Origin of the sequence: Kitasatospora sp. NPDC057692, assembly GCF_042799475.1 — a bacterium.
In the GTDB taxonomy this organism is placed as follows: Bacteria; Actinomycetota; Actinomycetes; order Streptomycetales; family Streptomycetaceae; genus Kitasatospora.
Window position 1 is genome coordinate 40,856 of the sequence record NZ_JBHVIV010000007.1, and the last position, 19,366, is coordinate 60,221.

17 protein-coding genes are annotated in these 19,366 nt (G+C 76.2%); 7 read left to right on the plus strand and 10 right to left on the minus strand.

Annotated elements, in window-relative coordinates; translation table 11 throughout:
* Positions 1–62: 62 nt before the first annotated feature.
* From ACFVFS_RS06295 to ACFVFS_RS06315, 5 genes are all read left to right on the plus strand, one after another.
* On the plus strand, positions 63–1,214 hold the full coding sequence (locus ACFVFS_RS06295) for a Gfo/Idh/MocA family protein (protein WP_380620732.1): 1,152 nt from the start codon (positions 63–65) through the stop codon (positions 1,212–1,214).
* A 99-nt stretch (positions 1,215–1,313) separates the two neighbouring features.
* On the plus strand, positions 1,314–2,462 hold the full coding sequence (locus tag ACFVFS_RS06300; RefSeq protein WP_380620734.1) for a dihydrodipicolinate synthase family protein: 1,149 nt from the start codon (positions 1,314–1,316) through the stop codon (positions 2,460–2,462).
* The gene (locus ACFVFS_RS06305) at positions 2,459–3,313 is read left to right on the plus strand and encodes a sugar phosphate isomerase/epimerase family protein (RefSeq protein ID WP_380620736.1); all 855 of its coding nucleotides are present in this window, start codon (positions 2,459–2,461) and stop codon (positions 3,311–3,313) included. The genes ACFVFS_RS06300 and ACFVFS_RS06305 overlap by 4 nt, the downstream gene beginning before the upstream one ends.
* Positions 3,310–4,392, plus strand: a complete 1,083-nt coding sequence (locus tag ACFVFS_RS06310; RefSeq protein ID WP_380620738.1) for a glycerate kinase — start codon at positions 3,310–3,312, stop codon at positions 4,390–4,392. Before ACFVFS_RS06305 ends, ACFVFS_RS06310 begins: the two co-directional genes overlap by 4 nt.
* Positions 4,393–4,504: 112 nt before the next feature.
* Positions 4,505–5,803, plus strand: a complete 1,299-nt coding sequence (locus ACFVFS_RS06315; RefSeq protein ID WP_380620740.1) for an LPXTG cell wall anchor domain-containing protein — start codon at positions 4,505–4,507, stop codon at positions 5,801–5,803.
* Positions 5,804–5,975: 172 nt separating this feature from the next.
* Here ACFVFS_RS06315 and ACFVFS_RS06320 read toward each other — a convergent pair whose 3' ends face one another.
* The 5 genes from ACFVFS_RS06320 to ACFVFS_RS06340 all read right to left on the minus strand — a co-directional run bounded on the left by ACFVFS_RS06320 (position 5,976) and on the right by ACFVFS_RS06340 (position 10,179).
* Complete coding sequence (locus ACFVFS_RS06320) at positions 5,976–6,974, minus strand: helix-turn-helix domain-containing protein (RefSeq protein ID WP_380620742.1); 999 nt, start codon at positions 6,972–6,974, stop codon at positions 5,976–5,978.
* A 352-nt stretch (positions 6,975–7,326) separates the two neighbouring features.
* On the minus strand, positions 7,327–7,665 hold the full coding sequence (locus tag ACFVFS_RS06325; RefSeq protein ID WP_380620744.1) for a nuclear transport factor 2 family protein: 339 nt from the start codon (positions 7,663–7,665) through the stop codon (positions 7,327–7,329).
* A gap of 152 nt (positions 7,666–7,817) precedes the next feature.
* The gene (locus ACFVFS_RS06330; RefSeq protein WP_380620746.1) at positions 7,818–8,423 is read right to left on the minus strand and encodes a hypothetical protein; all 606 of its coding nucleotides are present in this window, start codon (positions 8,421–8,423) and stop codon (positions 7,818–7,820) included.
* Between the two features lie 49 nt (positions 8,424–8,472).
* Positions 8,473–9,138 carry an HAD family hydrolase gene (locus ACFVFS_RS06335; protein ID WP_380620748.1) on the minus strand — a complete coding sequence of 222 codons (666 nt, stop codon included), beginning with the start codon at positions 9,136–9,138 and terminating at the stop codon, positions 8,473–8,475.
* A gap of 246 nt (positions 9,139–9,384) precedes the next feature.
* Positions 9,385–10,179 carry an SDR family NAD(P)-dependent oxidoreductase gene (locus ACFVFS_RS06340; RefSeq protein WP_380620750.1) on the minus strand — a complete coding sequence of 265 codons (795 nt, stop codon included), beginning with the start codon at positions 10,177–10,179 and terminating at the stop codon, positions 9,385–9,387.
* 237 nt (positions 10,180–10,416) lie between these two features.
* Between ACFVFS_RS06340 and ACFVFS_RS06345 the strand changes: the two genes are divergently transcribed.
* On the plus strand, positions 10,417–10,896 hold the full coding sequence (locus tag ACFVFS_RS06345; protein WP_380620752.1) for a GyrI-like domain-containing protein: 480 nt from the start codon (positions 10,417–10,419) through the stop codon (positions 10,894–10,896).
* 49 nt (positions 10,897–10,945) lie between these two features.
* Here ACFVFS_RS06345 and ACFVFS_RS06350 read toward each other — a convergent pair whose 3' ends face one another.
* The 4 genes from ACFVFS_RS06350 to ACFVFS_RS06365 form a co-directional block, all read right to left on the minus strand.
* On the minus strand, positions 10,946–11,974 hold the full coding sequence (locus ACFVFS_RS06350; RefSeq protein ID WP_380620754.1) for a homoserine dehydrogenase: 1,029 nt from the start codon (positions 11,972–11,974) through the stop codon (positions 10,946–10,948).
* Positions 11,975–12,043: 69 nt separating this feature from the next.
* Complete coding sequence (locus ACFVFS_RS06355; protein ID WP_380620756.1) at positions 12,044–12,508, minus strand: phage tail protein; 465 nt, start codon at positions 12,506–12,508, stop codon at positions 12,044–12,046.
* Between the two features lie 208 nt (positions 12,509–12,716).
* Positions 12,717–15,686: an RNA repair domain-containing protein gene (locus ACFVFS_RS06360; protein WP_380620758.1), complete on the minus strand. Its 2,970-nt coding sequence runs from the start codon at positions 15,684–15,686 to the stop codon at positions 12,717–12,719.
* Positions 15,686–17,431, minus strand: a complete 1,746-nt coding sequence (locus ACFVFS_RS06365) for an RNA ligase family protein (RefSeq protein WP_380620760.1) — start codon at positions 17,429–17,431, stop codon at positions 15,686–15,688. Before ACFVFS_RS06365 ends, ACFVFS_RS06360 begins: the two co-directional genes overlap by 1 nt.
* A gap of 398 nt (positions 17,432–17,829) precedes the next feature.
* Here ACFVFS_RS06365 and ACFVFS_RS06370 point away from each other — a divergent pair, with 398 nt between their 5' ends.
* Positions 17,830–18,429, plus strand: a complete 600-nt coding sequence (locus ACFVFS_RS06370) for a choice-of-anchor C family protein (RefSeq protein ID WP_380620762.1) — start codon at positions 17,830–17,832, stop codon at positions 18,427–18,429.
* 169 nt (positions 18,430–18,598) lie between these two features.
* Here ACFVFS_RS06370 and ACFVFS_RS06375 read toward each other — a convergent pair whose 3' ends face one another.
* A complete protein-coding gene (locus ACFVFS_RS06375) occupies positions 18,599–19,282 on the minus strand; it encodes a CPCC family cysteine-rich protein (RefSeq protein ID WP_380620764.1) in 684 nt (227 codons plus the stop codon).
* Positions 19,283–19,366: the final 84 nt, after the last annotated feature.

The window sequence follows — 19,366 nt, forward strand, 5'->3', positions numbered from 1 at the left end:
CCCCGCACCACGCGTTCCCGCACCACGTGCTCCCCGCACCAGCAACGAATCGGAGAACCCCCATGCCCCGCAGGGTGATCGGCATCGTCATGAACGGCGTCACCGGCCGGATGGGCTACCGCCAGCACCTGGTCCGCTCCATCCTGGCCATCCGCGACCAGGGCGGACTGCCGCTCGCCGACGGCGACACGCTGTGGCCCGAGCCGATCCTGGTCGGCCGCAGCGCCGACAAGCTCAAGGACCTCGCCGACCGGCACGGCCTCACCCACTGGACCACCTCGCTCGACGAGGCCCTCGCCCACCCGCTGGCCGAGATCTACTTCGACGCCCAGGTCACCCCCGCCCGGGAGACCGCGCTGCGCACGGCGATCGCCGCCGGAAAGCACATCTACACCGAGAAGCCCACCGCCGAGTCGCTGGAGGCCGCGCTCGACCTCGCCCGCCTCGCCCGCGACGCCGGGGTGTGCAACGGCGCCGTGCAGGACAAGCTCTTCCTCCCCGGCCTGCGCAAGCTCAAGCGGCTGGTCGACGGCGGCTTCTTCGGCCGGATCCTCTCGGTGCGCGGCGAGTTCGGCTACTGGGTCTTCGAGGGCGACTGGCAGCAGGCCCAGCGGCCGTCCTGGAACTACCGCGCCGAGGACGGCGGCGGCATGGTCCTCGACATGTTCCCGCACTGGCGCTACGTGCTGGACGGCATCATCGCCCCCGTCCGCTCGGTGTACGCGCACACCGCCACCCACATCCCCGAGCGGACCGACGAGCGCGGGCAGGTCTACCGGGCCACCGCCGACGACGCCGCGTACGGCGTCTTCGAGCTGGAGGGCGGCATCACCGCCCAGATCAACTCCTCCTGGGCGGTCCGGGTGGACCGTGACGAGCTGGTGGAGTTCCAGGTCGACGGCACCGAGGGCAGCGCGGTCGCCGGGCTGCGCGAGTGCCGCTTCCAGCACCGCGCGGCCACCCCCAAGCCGGTCTGGAACCCGGACCTGCCGGCGACCGAGCCGTTCCGCGCGCAGTGGCAGCGGGTGCCGGACAACGAGGAGTTCGACAACGGCTTCAAGGCGCAGTGGGAGCTCTTCCTGCGCCACGTGACCACCGGCACCCCGTACCACTGGGACCTGCTGGAGGGTGCCAAGGGCGTGCAGCTCGCCGAACTCGGCCTGCGCTCCGCCCGCGAGGGACGCCGGATGGACGTTCCCGAGCTGTCCCTGTGACGGCCCGCCGGCCGCATCCCGGCCGGCCACCGAGCACCCGGCCGCCGGGGAACCGACCACCCCGAAGCCGCCCGCCGACGAGACGAATGCGCTGACACCATGACCGAGATCGACCTGCCCGGCCACGGCCGGCTCCGGCTGCGCGAGCCCGCGGCCCCGCCCGCCCCGCCCGCCCCCGCCCGCTCGCGGACGGCCTTCGCCGCCGCCCACGTGGTCGCCGACCCGCTGGGCGACAACGCCCCCGGCGCACCCGCCGCCGTCGACTGGGACGCCACCCTCGCCTTCCGGCAGCACCTGTGGTCGCTGGGCCTCGGCGTGGCCGACGCGATGGACACCGCCCAGCGCGGCATGGGCCTCGACTGGCCGGCCACCCGCGAGCTGATCACCCGCTCCGGGGCCGCGGCCCGCGCCTGCGGCGGCCTGCTGGCCTGCGGCGTCGGCACCGACCAGCTCGCGCCCGGCCCCCGGTCCCTGGACGCCGTCCGGGCCGCCTACGAGGAGCAGCTGACCGTCGTCCAGGAGGCCGGCGCGCAGCCGATCCTGATGGCCAGCCGCGCCCTGGCCGCCGCCGCGCGCGGCCCGGAGGACTACCTGGAGGTGTACGGCGAGCTGATCGCCGCCTCCGAGCGGCCGGTGCTGCTGCACTGGCTCGGCGAGATGTTCGACCCGGCGCTGGCCGGCTACTGGGGCTCCGCCGACCTCGACGCGGCCGCCGCCACCGTGCTGGAGCTGATCGGCGCGCACGCCGACCGGATCGAGGGCATCAAGGTCTCCCTGCTGGACGCCGACCGGGAGATCGCCCTGCGCCGCGCGCTGCCGGCCGGCGTGCGGATGTACACGGGTGACGACTTCCACTACCCCGAGCTGATCCGCGGCGACGAACTCGGCCACAGCCACGCCCTGCTGGGCGTCTTCGACCCGATCGCGGCGACCGCCGCGGCCGCGCTGCGGGCGCTCGACGAGGGCGACCTCGACCGCTACGAGGAGCTGTTCGCGCCGACCGTGCCGCTGGCCCGGCACCTGTTCGCCGCGCCGACCTTCCACTACAAGACCGGTGTGGTCTTCCTCGCCTGGCTGGCGGGCCACCAGGACCACTTCACCATGGTGGGCGGTGCGCAGAGCGGGCGTTCGGTGCCCCACCTGGTGAAGCTGTTCCGGCTCGCGGACGCCGCCGGGGTGCTCCCCGACCCGGACCTCGCGGCCGACCGGATGCGCCGGCTGCTCGCGGTCGCGGGGGTGGCGGCATGAGCGGCGCCGGCGCGGTGAACGGCCTGGAGAGGCTGTCGCTCAACCAGATCACCACCCGGGGCTGGAGCCTGCCGGAGGCCGTGCGGGGCTGCGTGGACGCCGGCATCCCGGCCATCGGGCTCTGGCGGGACAAGGTCGCCGAGACCGGCCTGGCCCGCTCCGCGAAGCTCTGCCGGGACGCCGGACTCGCCGTCAGCAGCCTCTGCCGGGGCGGCTTCCTCACCGCCAACGGCCCGGAGGAGCGCCGGGCCGCGCTCGCCGACAACCTCCAGGCCATCGAGGAGGCCGCCGAACTCGGCACCGACACCCTGGTGCTGGTCGTCGGCGGCCTGCCGGCCGGCAGCCGCGACCTGGTCGGCGCCCGCGCCGCCGTCGCCGACCTGCTCGCCGAACTCGCCCCGCACGCGGGGGACTTCGGCGTACGGCTGGCGATCGAGCCGCTGCACCCGATGTTCTGCGCCGACCGGGCGGTGGTCTCCACCCTGGGCCAGGCGCTGGACCTCGCCGCCCCGCACCCCGCCGGGCAGGTCGGCGTCGTCGTCGACAGCTACCACGTCTGGTGGGACCCGGCACTGCGCGAGCAGGTCGCCCGCGCCGGGCGGGAGGGCCGGATCGCCTCCTACCAGGTGTGCGACTGGACCCTGCCGCTGCCCGCCGACGCCCTGCTCGGCCGGGGCCACGTCGGTGACGGCCACATCGACTTCCGCGCCCTCACCGACCTGGTCACCGCCGCCGGGTACGAGGGCTGGATCGAGGTCGAGATCTTCAACCAGGAGATCTGGGACACCCCGGGCGAGCTGACGCTGCGCACCCTGATCGAGCGACACCTGACCCACCTGGCCACGCCGTGAGGGTCGTCCTCGCACCGGACTCCTTCAAGGGCACCGTCACCGCCCGGGACGCCGCCCAGGCGCTGGCCGCCGGCTGGCGCTCGGTGCGGCCGGACGACGAGCTGCTGATCCGTCCGATGGCCGACGGCGGGGAGGGCACCCTCGACGCGCTCGCACCGGCCCTCCCCGGCGCCGTCCTGCACCTGGTGCCCGACTGCACCGGCCCCGACGGGGGGCCGGTCACCGGACGCTACGCGCTGCTGCCGGACGGAACCGCGCTGGTCGAACTCGCCGACACCGGCGGCCTGCCGCTGCTCGGCGGCGCGCCCGCCCCGCTCACCGCCGGCACCCGCGGCACCGGCGAGACCATCGCCGCCGCGCTGGACGCGGGCGCGCGGCAGGTGACCGTCGCGCTCGGCGGCTCCGCGTCCACCGACGGCGGCGCCGGGCTGCTGGCCGCCCTCGGCCTGCGGCTGCTGGACGCCACCGGCGCCGAGCTCCCGGACGGCGGCGGCGCCCTCGCCCGGGCCGACCGGCTCGACCGCACCGCCCTGCGCCCCGCCCCGCCCGGCGGTGTCCGGCTGCTGACCGACGTCACCAACCCGCTGCTCGGCCCCACCGGGGCGGCCGCGGTCTACGGGCCGCAGAAGGGCGCCGACCCGGCCCGGATCGCCCTGCTGGAGGCGGGGCTGCGCCGCTTCGCCGACCTGCTCGGAGGCGACCCGGCCCTCCCCGGCTCGGGCGCGGCCGGCGGCACCGCCTACGGCCTGGTGACCGCCTGGGGTGCCGAGGTGGTTCCCGGCGCGGTGGCGGTGGCCGAGCTGACCGGCCTCGACGAAGCCCTCGCCGGGGCCGACCTGGTGATCACCGGCGAGGGCCGGTTCGACCGCACCAGCCTGCTCGGCAAGGCCGTCGGCGAGGTCCTCGCCCGCGCGCGGCGGGCCGGCGTCCCCGCCCGGATCGTCGCCGGCGAGGCCGCCGACGCCGGCGCCCTGACCCTCACGGAGCTGTCCGGCGACCCGGCCGACGCCCGCCACCGGGCCGCGCACTGGCTCACCGCCGCCGGTGCCCGGCTGGCCCGCGCGCGGACGGCCGACTGACCACGGCCGCCCCCCCGGGGCGCCGGCGCCCGCTGGCGCCGGCTCCACGGTTCACCCGGACGCCGCCGCGTGGTGCCGGTGACGGAAGCCGTGGGTCACATAAACGGTTTGTATGAGAAACACTCACTACGTACAGGCCGGCCTCGCGACCTCCACCGCGCTGGCGGCCCTGCTCGTCTGCTCCCCCCAGTACACCGCGGCCGCCGCGGGGACCCGCACCTTCGCCTACACGGGCTCGCCCGAGCAGTACGTCGTTCCCGCGGGCGTCTGCGAGATCGCGGTGGACGCGTTCGGAGCCGCGGGCGGGAGCGCCGTCTACGGCTCGCCCGGCGGCAAGGGCGGCGAGGTCCGGACGACGCTCCAGGTCCACGCCGGCGACGTCCTCACCGTCGACGTGGGCCAGGCGGGGAGCGGCGGCGACCTCCTCGTTCCCGACAGCATGGCCTACGGCGGCTACGGCGGCGGCGGGCAGGGAGGGTCCGCGACCGCCGAGCACCGCCCCGGCAACGGCGCCATCGGCGCCGGGGGCGGCGGTGCCACCACCGTGACGGCCGCCGGCACCGCTCTGGTGATCGCCGGCGGCGGAGGCGGCGGCGCCGGCAGCTTCAGCGACAACGGAACCGGACGCGGCGGCGACGGCGGACAGGACGGGACCGACGGCGCCGACACCGGGGCGGCCCAGGCCGGCAAGGGCGGCAAGTCCGGCGGCCACGGCGGCGCGGGAGGCGCGGGCGGAACCGGCACCACCGGCTCCGACCACGACGGCTCCCCGGGCGGCGCCGCCGTCGGCGTCCGCGGCGGCGACGCGGCCGTCAACGTCGGCGACATCCACATGGGAACCGGCGGCGGAGGAGGCGGCGGGGCTCACGGCGGCGGAGCCGGCGGCTCCTCCACGGGCGGCACGCTCGACGCCGGAGGGGGCGGCGGAGGCTCCAGCCTCGGTCCCGCCGGTGCGGCCTTCACCACCGGAGCACGCAGCGGCGACGGCGAGGTCCGCATCGAGGAGCACGTCTGCGCCACTCCTTCCCCCTCTCCGACCGCCACCACCAGCCCCTCGCCCTCGCCGTCCCCGACCGCCACCACCAGCCCCTCACCGACCCCGACCGCGACCGCCACCACCAGCCCCTCACCGACCCCGACCGCGACCGCCACCACCAGCCCCTCACCGACCCCGACCGCCACCACCACGCCCAGCCCCACCCACACCGCGAGCCACGGCGGCACCGGCGCCCCCTCCCCCACCGGTGGCCCGAGCCACCACCCCGCACCCACCCCGCGACCGGGCGGCGGAGGCGGCCAACTCGCCGAGACCGGAAGCATGACGCCGGCGCTCCTGCTCGCCGGAGCGCTCTCGCTGGGGGCCGGCGCCGCCGCGCTCCGCCGCGCCCGCCGCAGGGACCGCCGCTCCTGAGCGCCGTCCGAGCCGCACCTGACGCCCGTACCGGTGCCCGGCCCCGCCCCGCGCGGGGGCCGGGCACCCTTCACGCAGTCCCGGGCGAGGGCCTCGACCCGCACGATCCCCCGCCTCTCGCACGGCATCGGCGCGCAGACCTCGTCGTCCCTGCGTGCGGCAGCGGCGCGGCTCACCCGGTTGACGGCGCCGGGGTGTTCCCGTCGAGGAACGTCCGGCGGTACTCGGCCGGCGGCAGGCCGTACGCGCGGCGGAAGCCGCGGCTGAATCCCGCCGGGTCGCCCAGTCCGTTGCGGGCGGCGATCTCGTGCACCGGCAGGCGGCGCAGCCGGGGGTCCGCGAGGTCGGACCGGCAGCGCTCCAGTCGGCGCCGGCGGATCATCGCCGAGACCGTCTCGTGCCGCTGCCGGAAGAGCTGGTGCACCGTCCGGACGGAGACGTGGTGGCGGGCGGCGATCGAGGTCGGGGACAGCTGCGGGTCCGCGAGGTTCTCCCCGATGAACGCCTCGATCCGCGCGAGCAGGACCGCACCGCGGGCCTCGGGCTCCAAGTGCGCGGGCGCGTCCATCTGCTGGGCCAGCAGGGCGTGGGCCAGGTGCATCGTCGCGGAGCCGAGCCGGGCGCCTTCCGGCTCCCCCAGCGCGGGCGCCTCCCGGAAGAGGGTGTGCAGGTGGTGGGCGAGGATCGCGCCGATTCCCCCGGCGGCGGGCATCCGGGTGGCCAGCACCCGGTCGACGCGGGTCTCCGGGAAGGGCAGGAGGCTCCTCGGCAGGTGCAGCACGATGCCGCGCGAGGGCCCGTGGTCGGCGCTGCTCCGCCCCTGGCCGGTGTAGGGGCGGGAGGAGCTCCACATGACGAAGTCCCCCGGGGACAGCACGGCCTCCCGGCGGGACTGCGCGATCCTCATCGATCCGCCCGCGATCAGCGTCAGTTCGTAGGCCTCCGGGTCGGACCGCCTGATCAGGGCGGGTGTGCGCTCCGACCGCAGGGCGGGGAACGACATCGAGGTCGCGTCCATGGTTCCGGTCGACAGCGTCTCCACCCTGCCGACGAAGTCGGCGGCGTGGTCGCTGGTGATCCTGGTCGGCGCCGGCCCGCGGCCTACGGTCTCGCACCACCAGTCGAACCGGTCCTCCGCCGGCAGCGACACCGTGTCCACCACGCTGAACACCCACAGCCTCCCGCCCCCGGCACACGCCGCGTTCGCCCACACGGTAACCGCGACGTACCGCTCTCCGGTATGCCGCGTCCGCGTGCCGGTGGGGGCGGGAGGGCGGTTTCAGCCGCCGTGCACGACCTCGTGCTCCCAGGCGTCCCGAGCAGGCGTCCCGAGGCTGGGTGTGCAGCCGCCGGTAGTGCTCGGCGATGACGTCCGGGTCGAAGGCCGTCCCCGGCGCGACCGGGCCGTACGCCGATCCCCGTGCTCCGTGGCGGAGTTCACGCACCGCGCGGCCCGGTGGTGCGAACCACCGGGCGTCACACGGGCATTCCCCCACCGCGCCGGACCCGTCGAGGAGGACCGCTCACACCGCTCCGCCGAAGAACACCCGCACCTCCCGGATCAGGCCCTCCCGCACCGTGATCGCCTCGACGTTGCGGTACCGGCCGCCCGTCGTCAACGCGTACTCGTAGTAGGCGAAGACGAGCCCGTCCCCGGCGGGCGTGACGCGCAGCAGACGCTGCTCCGTGAAGCGGTCGGCGGTGGGGAAGCACCGCCGGAAGAACGCGGCCCGGTCGATGCGGTCGTCCTGCGGGCTGGTGAAGGTGAAGTCGTCGGCGTACAGGGGCAGGGCCGCGTCCCGGTCCTGCGACCGGTAGTGGCGGAAGGCCGCCTCGACGACGTCCACGGCGTTCTCGTCCATGCGGTCTCCTCGTCCGTTCCCGGGAGGCTACCGCGCGGCTCGGACACGTGCGGGCCACCGGGCCGGGCCGGTGCCACGGCGCGGTTCCGGGTCGTCGGGGGAGGCCGTGTTCCAGGAGGGGTGACCCGCCCGTGCCCCGGACGGCCCGTCCGTCAGCGCAGGACGCCCACGAGGCCGTCCCCGCCCCGCGCGCACGCGAACGTGCCCGCACAGCACCGGTCCCACCCGGTGGGGGTGTCGAGCAGGGTCAGCCGCGACCACCGGTCGGCGGCCGGCGGCGGCCGGCGCAGCCACAGGCCCAGCCGGGGCACCGTCACATCGCCGGCGGCCGCACGGGACGGGTCGATGGGACCCGGTAGCACGGAGACGACGTCCCGGGCCGGATGCCCGAAGAGGTCGATCCCGTCCCACACCACCTCGGGCGTCGCGGCCGTGCGCGCGGACGCGTCGGCTTCGACGGCGATCAGGGTGAGGCGGTCGTCGCGGCCGGGTCCCCCGGCGGCGACGGTCAGCACGAGGCCGCCGAAGGAGGCGACGGTGTTCCACGCGTGGTCGAAGAGGATTCCGCCGAGCCACGCGTCATGGGCGTGCCGCAGCTCCGCGTAGTCGCGGCGGGTCAGCGTCATGCACTGCCGCGACCGGTGGCTTCCCGGTGTCGCCGCGAGCATCGCACCGGCCTCCTCGGCCGTCATCCCGAACCCGAGTGTCCCGGCACCGTCGGGCAGCACCACGCCGATCCCCGGCAGCAACTCCAGCATCGGCCCATTGTGCCCGTCCCGTGGCGGGGAGGCCCTCCGCGGGGTGGTGTCAGGCCGCTCCGGCGGGCGGGCCCCAGCGCAGTGCGGAGAGGTCGGGCACGACCAGGTCGGCGTGGGCGAGGTCGCCCGGGCCGTGCGAGGTGGTGAGGGCCACGCAGCGCAGTCCCGCGCTCTTGGCGGCGCGCACGCCGGCCGGGGCGTCCTCGAAGGCGAGGCCGTCGGCCGGGTCGACGCCGAGGGCGCGGCAGGCGGCGAGGTAGCCCTGGGGATCGGGCTTGCCGACGCTGACGTCCTCGGCGGTGACGATCGCCCGGAAGAGGCCTGCGCCGCCGACGCGGTCGAGCATCCCGGTGGCGTGGACGCGCCGCGCGGAGGTGACGACGGCGAGCGGCACGCCGCGGCCGTGCAGGTCGGCGAGGAACTCGGCGGCCCCCGGGACGGCGGTCGACGGCGGGCCGCCGGGGGCGGCGAGGTACCCGCAGGCCTCGTCGAAGAGCTCGTCGACGGTGCGGCCCGGGAAGCGGTGGACATGCTCGGCGAGGGCCTCCTGGCCGCGCCGCCCGGCGAACGTCGCCAGGACCGCTTCGTCGCAGGGCACCTGATGTGCGGTGAACAGGCGTTTCCAGGCGGCGCGGCTGCGGTGTTCGGTGGCCACCAGGGTGCCGTCGAGGTCGAACAGCGCGGCCTCGGCGTGGAGGTGGTGGAGTTCGGTCACGGCGGCTCACCCCTCGGTGTCGGGTGCCGGCGGGCGGGCTCGGGCGCCGGTGGACATGGCGCCAGGGGAGTCCACCGGAGTGTTCGGCACCACCGACCGGTTCGGCACCGACCGGTTCCGCACCGGCCGAACGGTGCTCCCCGGCCGGACCGGAGGGCCCGCAGCACCCACGCGCTCCGCAACGGGCACCGCTCGTCGAACGGGAGACCGGTCAAGGCGGGGACGCGAACGGGCAGCGCGCCCGGTTCAGGGCAGGATGGAGTCCACGTAGCCGCCGTCCACGCGCACGGCGCCGCCGGTGGTCGCCGAGGCCAGCGGGGAGGCGAGGTAGACGACCAGGTTGGCGATCTCCTCGGGCTCGATGAGGCGCTGCAGCAGGGACTGCGGGCGGTACTCGACCATGAACCTGTGCTGTGCCTCGTCCCAGGGCAGTTCGTCGCCGACGAGCTCGCGCACGAATCCCTCGACGCCGCCGGTGCGGGTCGGGCCGGCGATGACGGAGTTGACGGTGACGCCGGTGCCGGCCGCGTCCTTGGCGAACCCCCGGCCGACGGCGAGCAGCGCGGTCTTCGTCATGCCGTAGTGGATCATCTCGGCGGGGATGACCACGGCCGAGTCGCTGGCGAGGTTCAGGACGCGCCCCCAGCCCCGCTCCTTCATGCCGGGCAGGTAGGCGCGGATGAGGCGGACGGCGGACAGCACGTTGACCTCGAAGTAGCGGCGCCACTCGGCGTCGTCGATCTCCAGCGGGGCGGCGGAGCCGAAGATCCCGAGGTTGTTGACGAGGACGTCGAGCGCGGGCACGGCCTCCCGCACGGCGGCGGCGCCCTGCTCCGTCGCCAGGTCCCCGACCGCGCCGGTGACGTGGTCGCTGCCGGATTCGGCGGCGACGGATCGCACCGCCTGTGCGACGCGCTCCCCGTCGCGGCCGTTGACGGCGACGCGGGCCCCCGCGCGGGCCAGGCCGACGGCGATCGCGAGGCCGATGCCCTGGGTGGAGCCGGTGACCAGAGCGGTCCGGCCGGAGAGATCGATGCGCATGGCGGCTTCCCCTCGTCGAGGCTGGTGGGAGGTGACGGACCCGCCGACCACGATGCCGCCGCCGCGCCCCCGGCGCAGCGCGAGCTGCGCCGGGTTGCGCCATGCGCCACCCCTATCCAGACGCGGAATTCCAGGACGGGTCTTTTTCAAATTCCCGCCGAATGCATTTTATACATTGCTACGGTTGCCCCCGAAACCACCCGAACGGAGGACAAGGGAATGTTCACGCTGGAATTCATGCCGGAGTCCCATATCGCCTGTCTGCGTCGCACCGGGCCCTACGGCGAGGCGAACGGCATCCAGATGGAAAGGCTCAAGTCCTGGGCCGCCGCGCACGACCTGCTGCGGGCCGACTCCGCCGTCCTGGGCATCGCCCGGGACGACCCCGCCCGGACCCCGCCGCACGCCTGCCGCTACGACACCTGCCTCGTCCTGCCCAAGGACACCGAGGACACCGAGGACACCGGGGACCTCGGTGACCTCGGTGACGGCGACGGGCCGGGCAGCGAGGTCCGGGTCGACCGCCTCGCCGGCGGGCTGCACGCCGTCCTCACCGTCGCCCACACCGCCGAGGGCCTCGCGCAGGCCTGGGCCCGCCTCTTCGACCGCCTCGCCGCCCAGGGACTCGTGTTCGACGACACCCGCCCGGTCGTCGAACGCTACCGCCCCGACCTGCTCGCCCGGCACCTGTGCGAGATCTGCGTCCCCGTCCGGTGACCCGGCGCCGGCCGGGGCCGCCCGCGGTCGCATCCGCCGGCCGCCGACCTCAGCCGAAGCCGAAGCGGCCGACCGTGGTCACGTCGAGGGTGTCCTTGAGCATCGCGAGGGCCGCGCCGACCGGACTCGAACGGCCCCCGCTCACGGTGATGTCCCCCGCCTCGGGACAGCCGTAGACGACGGCCTTCTCCGGCCCGGCCAGGGCGTGCAGCGGATCGCCCGGCACGGTCTCCTCCAGCCTGACGGACACCACCAGGGGCTCGCCGGCGTTCGCGCCCGCCACCGCCCGCAGCCGGTTCCCCCGCTCGGCCGCGGCCAGCGCCGCCGGCGGGGTGCGCCCGTCCACCGGCTCCGTCCGCACGCGTACGGCCGACGGCTCCCACCCCCACAGCAGGGCCGCCAGCAGCCGTACCTTGGTGGCCGCGTCCTCGCCGGAGAGGTCCGCCGAGGGGTCGGCCTCGGCGATGCCTCGCCGCTGCGCCTCGCCGACCGCCTCCGCCAGGGACTCCCCCGCCGCCAGCCGGTCGAGGACGAAGGTGGCGGTCCCGTTGGGACACGCCCGCACGGAGACGCACCCGAGGGCGCGGACGCCGGCCCGCGCCAGGTCGGCCGCCGGCAGCGCGGCGCCGGTGGCCCCGGAGATCCTGATCAGGCTGCGGCCGGCCTGTGCGGCGTCGCCGAGTTCGCGCCAGTGGGTGAGCAGGTGACCCTTGGCCGCCGTGACCACGTGGACCCCGCGGCGCAGCGCCGCCGCGGCCTCCTCGGCGGCCTGCCGCCGAACCGCCGGTGAGGAGGGCAGCGCCTGTACCAGCACGCGCGCGGCGGCCAGGTCGAGGCTCCGCTCCAGCGACACCGGCGGCCCCCAGTCAGGACGCGGTGGCACCCGGCCGTCCGGGGGCGGGAGGCAGTGCGCGGAGCCGGTGCGGACGGCGCCGAGCCGCAGCCGGACGCCGTGCCGGCGGGCGAGTTCCGCGCCCCGGGTCCGCAGCAGTTCGGCGTAGGCGCGGCCGACCGGACCGTAGCCCGACAGCACCACCGCGACGTCCTCCGGCGGACCCGGCGCACTGGCGGTCGTCATGACGGGGCGTCTCCTTCCACGGGTGGACGGTCCTGGGCCCGCCCCGGGGCGGGAGCGGAGCGCGTCGGTTCAGTACTCGCCCTTGATCACGAAGAACGATCCGCGAATGGTACCGGCGAGCTTCGACTTCTGCCGTGCGAACTTGAACCGCGGGGCGAGCTCCTCCGGGACCTCCATGCCTTCGGAGAGCTTGAACCCGACCGCGCGCTTCTTGGCGTCGTCGACGGTGTACATCACATTGACCGCCAGGCCGCTCTCGTAGAACACGAAGGCCATGCGGATGTTCTCGACCTGGAAGGCCGTGGCCTCCAGCGGCTCGGAGGCGATGACGATCCCGCGTTCCTCCCGGAGGATCCGGTGCACCCAGTCGACGGCCTCCGGGGCGTCCGCCGCGGCCTCCACCGTGAACACGTGGTCGTACTTGTTCTTGAAGTACCGGGCCTCGTTCGCCCGCAGCCCGGCGAGCGCGTCCGCGACGGGCGACGACTCCAGGCCGACGGTCGATACGGTGGTGAAATCCACGGTGTAGGTCATGGCCGGTTCCTTCTCAAGGCGTGGACGGACGCGGAGCCGCCGGTCGGACACCGGACGCGAGGGCCCTCGGCCACGCCCCCGGAGCGGTGTGGAGCGGCTCGACGGGACGGCGTGACGTGCGGCGGCAGGGGCGCCGATCGTACCAATCGGGGGCGTCCCGGCCCGGGAGCGCTCGACCGGCGCGCCCGGGAGGAGCGGAGGCGGAGTCCTACCGCAGGGTCGGCACCGCGCCGCCGTCGGTGTGGGTGACGTGGACGCCGGGGAGGCCGCGGGACCAGGGCGTGGCGAGGGCGGCGAGCCGGTCGGCGCCCGGCGGGGCGGGGCCGAGGCCTATGGCGAGGGCGGTGCGGCCGTCGGCGGTCCGGTAGGGGCGCGGCCAGGCGTGGAGACCGGTGGTGCCGTCCTCCTCCAGGGCGGTGAGCAGGGCGCGGAGGCGGCCGCGGACGATCCCGAGGGACTCCGGGCCGGTGGTCACCACCGCCCAGGCGGCGTGCCGGCGGTGCAGCGGGGGCGGCGCGAGCAGACGGGGCCAGGGGTCGGTGCGGTCGGTTCGGTCGGTGCGGTCGGCGTGATCGGTGCGGTCGGTACGGTCCGTGTGGTCGGCGTGGTCGGTGGTGATCTCCCAGGCCCGGTAGAGCTCCTCGGTGAGCAGGTCGCGCGCGTCGGGGCCGAGTTGGGTGGTGCAGCTCCGGACGGGTGCGGACGGGGTGAGGACGGTGACCGGACCGGGGTGGGGGTCCGTCCGGTCACCGTGCAGGCTGATCGGGTCGCGCCAGTCCCAGCCCGCCCAGGTCTCGGCGAAGTACGGGAAGAGGTCGCCGTCGTGGGCGTCCGCCCGGAGGACGGTCCGGGCCGCGAGCACAGTCCAGGCGAGCGAGGGGAGCTGGCCGAAGGGGGCGGAGTACAGGCCGCGGGCCCGGGCCCAGGCCTTGACCTGCCGGGCGAGGCGGACGAAGCGGTCGTGCCGGTCGCCGACCGCCGACCGGATCGCCTGCGCGTCGGTGACGGCGCTCAGCGCGACGGCCGCGGCCTCGCCCAACTCGGCGCGGCGGGCCACGGCTTCGGCCGGGGCGACGGCGCCGGAGGAGACCACCGCGAGGTCGACCTCCAGGCCGTCCACCGTGAACCGCAGCCCCGGCACCCGGGCTCCGCGCACCTCGCGCAGCTCCCGGGCGTGCGGCAGCAGCGCCGCCAGCCGGGCGCGGATCCCGGCGAGGTCGGCCCGGCCGGGCAGTACGGCCACCAGGTCCAGGTCGGCGCCCTCCAGCGCACAGCCGAGCCGGCGCGAGCCGACGGTGTGGACCACTCCCTCGGGCAGCGCGGCGGCGATCCGCCCGGTCGACGTGCGGGCGGCGGAGCGGAGCCGCGGCGACTCGGGCCCCGACGGCCCGGGCCGCGACGGGGGGTCCGGTTCCTCGGGCAGCAGCCGGACCTCGCCGGTGCCCAGCGCCACCACGGCGCGCGGGCGCATCGGCTCGTCGCCGCGGCGGGACAGCACCACCAGCTCGCCCACCCGGGCCGTGGCCGGGTCGAGCCGGGCCGCGCAGTCGGCGGCGGCCCGCTGCGGGTCGGCGCTGCGGCCCAGGGTCAGATGGGGGGTGTAGCCCTCCGCCCGGCCCCGGCAGCGGGGGAAGCGCCGTACCAGGGCGTGCCGCAGGGCCGCCCACGAGGCGGGCGAGCCGGCGGCCGGGTCGAGCCACAGGGTGGCGTCCTCGCGGTGGCCGAAGGTGTGCACGCCGTCCAGTCGCGCGGCGAAGGGCGCCACCTCGGCGGCGGCCGCGCCCAGCAGTGGCAGGGCGCGGTCGAAGTCCGACTCCGGCACGAAGCCGAACAGCAGGTTGACGTGCGGCGGCCAGCGGTCAAACTGCGGGTCGTGGGCGGCGCGCAGGCGCTGGATCGGCGGCCACAGCTCCTCGGGGGGCAGCCAGGCGACGGCGGTGCGGGCGGTGGGCGCGCTGTCCAGGAGTCCGGCCGCCCCGTCGGCGCCGGGCGGGTCCTCGCCGAGGGCGAGGTCCACGGCCAGGCCGTAGTGGTCGGAGGGGTGCAGCCCGTCGGCCGTCGGGCGGTCGCCCAGCAGCACGGCCTCCGTGGGGCGGACGCGGTCGGTCCGGAGCAGGACGCGGTCGATCCGTCCGGCCCGGCCGGTCAGTGAGGAGACGGCGGCGAGCGGATTGGCGGCCGGGTCGAAGGTCGGGGTGTCGTCGCCCGGTCCGTGCACCTGCGTCCAGGCGTCGCGCGCCCCGAGGGCGGCCGCCGGACCCGGGCGGCCGCCGCCGCCGTGGCTGCCGCCACCGTCGTCGTCGACGTCACCGCGTCCGTCGTTGAAGTCGCCGAGGATCAGCAGCTCGCCCTCGACGCCGGCCAGCCCCCCGGCGAGCCGGATGAGTTCGGCCTGCCGGCGGACCGGGCCGTCCGGGGAGTGGTCGCTGCTCAGGTGGACGGCGGCGACGGTCAGCGGGGCGGTGCCGGTGTCGACGGCGAGGGCGGCGACGGCCTTGTGCGGCCCCAGGACGTGCCGTCCGGCCTCCAGCACCGGCAGCCTGCTGAGCAGGAGCAGCCCGTGGTCGTCGATGTCGGGCCCGGCCGGGTCGGTGCCCAGGGTGTAGGCCTCGCGGACCCAGGGCGCGGTCAGCAGGGCGGCGACCAGGGCCGGTTCGACCTCCTGCAGGGCGATCACGTCGGCATCGGCCGCCTCCAGCGCGGCGAGCAGCAGCGGCCGCCGCCGGACGGTGTGGATCCGGTCGGCGTCATAGCGGTCCCACAGGGTGTTCCAGGTGACCACCCGCAGGCGCACGGGCACCGCGCTGCCGGTGGCCGGCGTCCCGGTGGCCGACGTCCCGACCGACGCGCCCGGCCTCGGCTGCCAGCCGCCGTCCGGGCGCCAGGCGTACGGCGTCCCGGCGGTGAAGAAGGGCGCGGGCAGGCGGCGCGGCTCCGTGCGCCGTCCGGCCCCGCTGGTGTCCAGCAGGTCCGTGCCCGACGCCCGGTCCCACACCACCTGGCCGTCGGCCTCGACGAAGCGCACCCGGTGCCAGGGGATGTCGCCCGCAGCGGTGAAGGCCTCCAGGGGAACCCGCTTGGTGCGGTCGTCGCGCTGCCGCACGCCCAGGGTGAACCGGGCCGGGTCGAAGCGGGCGTCCCAGCGGATCCGCTGGCAGATCTGTTCGATGGGGCGCATCAGTCCTCCTCGCCGGCGAGGGTGCCCGCCGTGGACTCGACGGTGCCGCCCGCACCGACGTACCAGGTGCGGTGGGCCTGGCCGGGGTAGGGCGGGCTGTACCGGTGCAGCTGCGCGGTGAGCACCTCCGGCGGCACCGGGTGCGGCCGGAGGGCGTTGCGGCGCCGCAGTTCCGCCCCGTCGACGACCAGCACCACCTGGGTGAGCAGGGCGTCGCGGCGGTGGGCGGCGGCCTGGACGTGGGAGCGCTGGTGGCGGTTGAGCGAGGTGGCGTCCCAGACCACGGTGGCGGTGCCGGTCAGGGCGGCCTCCAGACGGTCCAGGCCCGCGCGCAGCACCTCGGCGTTCGCCCGCTGGTCGGCGCGCGAGCCGCGGGCGGCGCGCAGCTCGTCCAGCGAGATCCGGGCGTCGACGCCGGTGAGGGCGTCGGCGAAGGAGGTCTTGCCGCTGCCGGATGGACCGGTCAGGTGGAGCAGCCGGGGGAAGCGGCCCTCGCGCAGCCGCCAGGCGGCGGCGACCGCCTCCTCGACGGTGGAGATCCGCCCGAGCGCGTAGGCCTCGCGGGCCTGGGCCCAGCAGCGGTCGGCGGCGTCGCGGTCGAGGCCGGCCAGCTCCCGGAGCAGGCCGGTGCGCAGCCAGTCGAGCGGCGCCTCGGCCAGCAGGCCGGCCTCCTCGGCGTGCAGCGCCGACCAGGCGACCTGCTCGTGTTCCGGCGGGCTCTGGGCGGCCACCGCGGCCAGGGCGTGCAGCGCCCCGAGGTCGGCGGCGGCCGTGAGGCGGACCAGCCCGGCGCGGCGGTCCTCGTCCGGGTGGGGCCGCTGCAGGCTCGGGTGGAGCCCGACCAGGTCGGCGATCCGGCGGGCCAGCGGCAGTCCGAGCCGGCCGGCCAGCGCGGGTGCCAGCTCCTCGCGGCGGGCGGTGCGCAGCGCGGCGGCGAGCACGCCCGCGAGCCGGGCGTCGCCGGTGCGGCCGAGCGCGTCGAGCCGGTCGGCCATCTCGGCCAGCTCCTCGGGCGGGCGGAGGAGTTCGGGTAGGCCCGGGGCATCGCCGAGGGCGTCGGCGAGGACCTCGGCCAGGGCGGCCGGCTCGGGCGGGGCACCGGAGCGCACGGCCCACAGGGCGGCGTCCGGGCCGAGGCCGTTCTCGACCACGGCGGCGTGCATCCAGTGCGTGTCCGTGCGCACGTGCCGGGGGCGCACCCACTTGGCGACCCGCTGTCCGAAGTCCTCCCGGGTGAAGCCGCGGGCGGTCCGGACGACGTATCCCTCCTGGCGGTCGAGGTCCAGGCGCAGGGCGCGCAGCGCCCGTTCGTCGTAGCGGCCGCGCCACAGCACCGGCGGCGCCGGGATGCCGAGGCGGCGCAGGAAGCGGACGGTGTCGTCCCAGTCCAGGCAGTGGTCGCGGTCGGTCCAGACCGAGAATCCGTAGAACCAGCCCGCCAGGCCGGTGTACGGGATGGAGTGCCGGGCGAACAGGTTCTCCCCGCAGACGCGCCACCCGTCCGGGATCCGCCCGCCGACGCGTCCTTGCAGACCCTTGACCCAGGTCCGGGACGGGTGGTGCGCCGAGTCCAGCGACCGCGCGTGCAGGCCGTCCCGGTAGAGGGTGGTGTTCTCGCCGTCCAGCTTCTCGGTGACGACCACCTCCGCACCGGCCAGTCCGGCGAGGCTCGCGGCCCGTACGTCGTCCGCCGCCGCCCCCGGTGACCAGGGCAGGTGCGGCGTCCGAGGGTAGTGCACGCGCATGGCCGCCTCCCGGGAAGATCCGTGGTCAGCGCACACCGTAGGAGGGCTCGCAGGCATCGGCCACCGATTTTCGGGTGCGTTCCGCGGCAGCGGAGGCGGCGTCAGGCCCGGGGACCGGAGTGCGCCGTACGGACAGGGCGTGCACGATCGGCCGCACTCCCCCTGCGGAACCGTTCCACCGGCGGCGGTTCCGTGCGCCCGGGGCCTCCGGGACCGCCCGCATGCCCCGTACGGCGGGGCCGTCCGCCCTCAAACCGGCGCGAAGGAGCCCGCGCGCGGGCTCGCGCGACACCTGGCGCCATCGGTCCGGCCTTGGCAGGGATCACCCGGACGGCGGACGCTCGGTGCGCAGCCGCTCGCCGGCTGATCCCGTCCAACCAGCCCTGGGAGGGCCACCCATGTCGTTCCCGCGCGCCCGCACCGCCGTCGCCGCCCTGCTCGTCGCCGGGGCCACCGCCCTGGTCTCCCCCGCCCACGCGGCCGACGGCCACCGAGCCCTGAGCCGCTTCGACGACGGCAGCTTCGAGACGCCCAAGGCCCCCGCGAACGCGTTCACCAACCTGACCACCGGTCAGACCATCGGCCCGTGGAGCATCACCGCGGGCAACGTCGACCTGATCGGCGCCGGCTTCTGGCAGGCCGCCGAGGGCGACCAGTCGCTGGACCTCAACGGCTCCACCGCCGCCACCGTCGCCCAGAGCTTCACCACCGTCCCGGGGACCACCTACTCCGTCACCTACGCGCTGGCCGGCAACCCGGGAGGCGGGCCGGCCGTGCGGACCGGCCGGGTGCTGATCGACGGCCAGAACTTCCAGGACTTCTCCTTCGACGTCACCGGGAAGACCAGGGCCGCCATGGGCTACGTGGGGCACCAGTTCGCCTTCGTCGCGCAGGGCGCGTCCACCACGCTGAGCTTCGGCAGCACCGTGGCCGGGGCGTACGGACCGGTCATCGACAACGTCCAGGTGACGGAGTGCAAGCCCTGTTGCGGCGGGTGACCGGTCCGGGCCGCGCCGCGCAGCCAACGGCGCGAAACCCGCGGCGCAGCCCGGACAGGTGACCAGGACCCGCCCCACGCCGCCCCGCCCTTCCTCGCCCCCGGCGGAGGCGCGCACTTCGGTCCGCGGAGCCGGGCCCCCCTGGTCCGGCCTACGGAATCGATCCGGCCTACGGGTGGTACGCCACGCCGAACGCCGGTGCGGACTCCTCGAACCGGGCGAGCTGCTCGCGCAGCGCCGCCGCCGATTCGGGGCAGCGGCGTTCGAGTGCGGACCAGCCGGTGAAGCGGAGGTCACGGGGCATCGGGACGAGCCCCGTGATCGCGTCCCGGAACGCGTTCCAGTTCATCCCGTAGAACGGGGGGAACCCGAGCTCCCGCTGGAGAACGGTGTGCAGTCCGTGAACGTCGCGGACCGCGCCCACGTCGACGACCACCCGCCGGTCCGGGTCCGGATCGGGCGGCTCTCCGGGCCCCCAGAAGGACGGGAGCCACCAGCACAGCACCGACAGGTCGTCGGGCCAGGGGCGGGGGGAGGCCTCGTCCTCGTCCTCGTCCTCGAACAGGTCCGTTCGCGGATCGATCGGGCGCCATGCGCCGTCGAGCGGTTCGTCCTCGGTCGCCGGGCGGGCGAAGCGCCTGCCCCGCTGGTCGCAGGCCCCGTACGCCCGGACGTTCCGCTGGGCCTCGACGAGCGAGGGCCCGTGCGCACGGCCCCGGCCGAACGGACGGCGGAGGCGCTCCGGATCGTCCTCCCAGGCGCAGACCGGACAGACGCCGTACGACCCGGGCCAGCCGTCGGCCGCCTCGAAGACGAGGTGGCCGCAGCAGGTGCACGGACGCTTGGTATCCACCGGGGCAGTCTTTCCCGTCCTCGCGGCGACCCGCAACCGACTTGCCGCGGGGCGCCGCATGCCCGGCGCCGGGTGCCGCCGGCC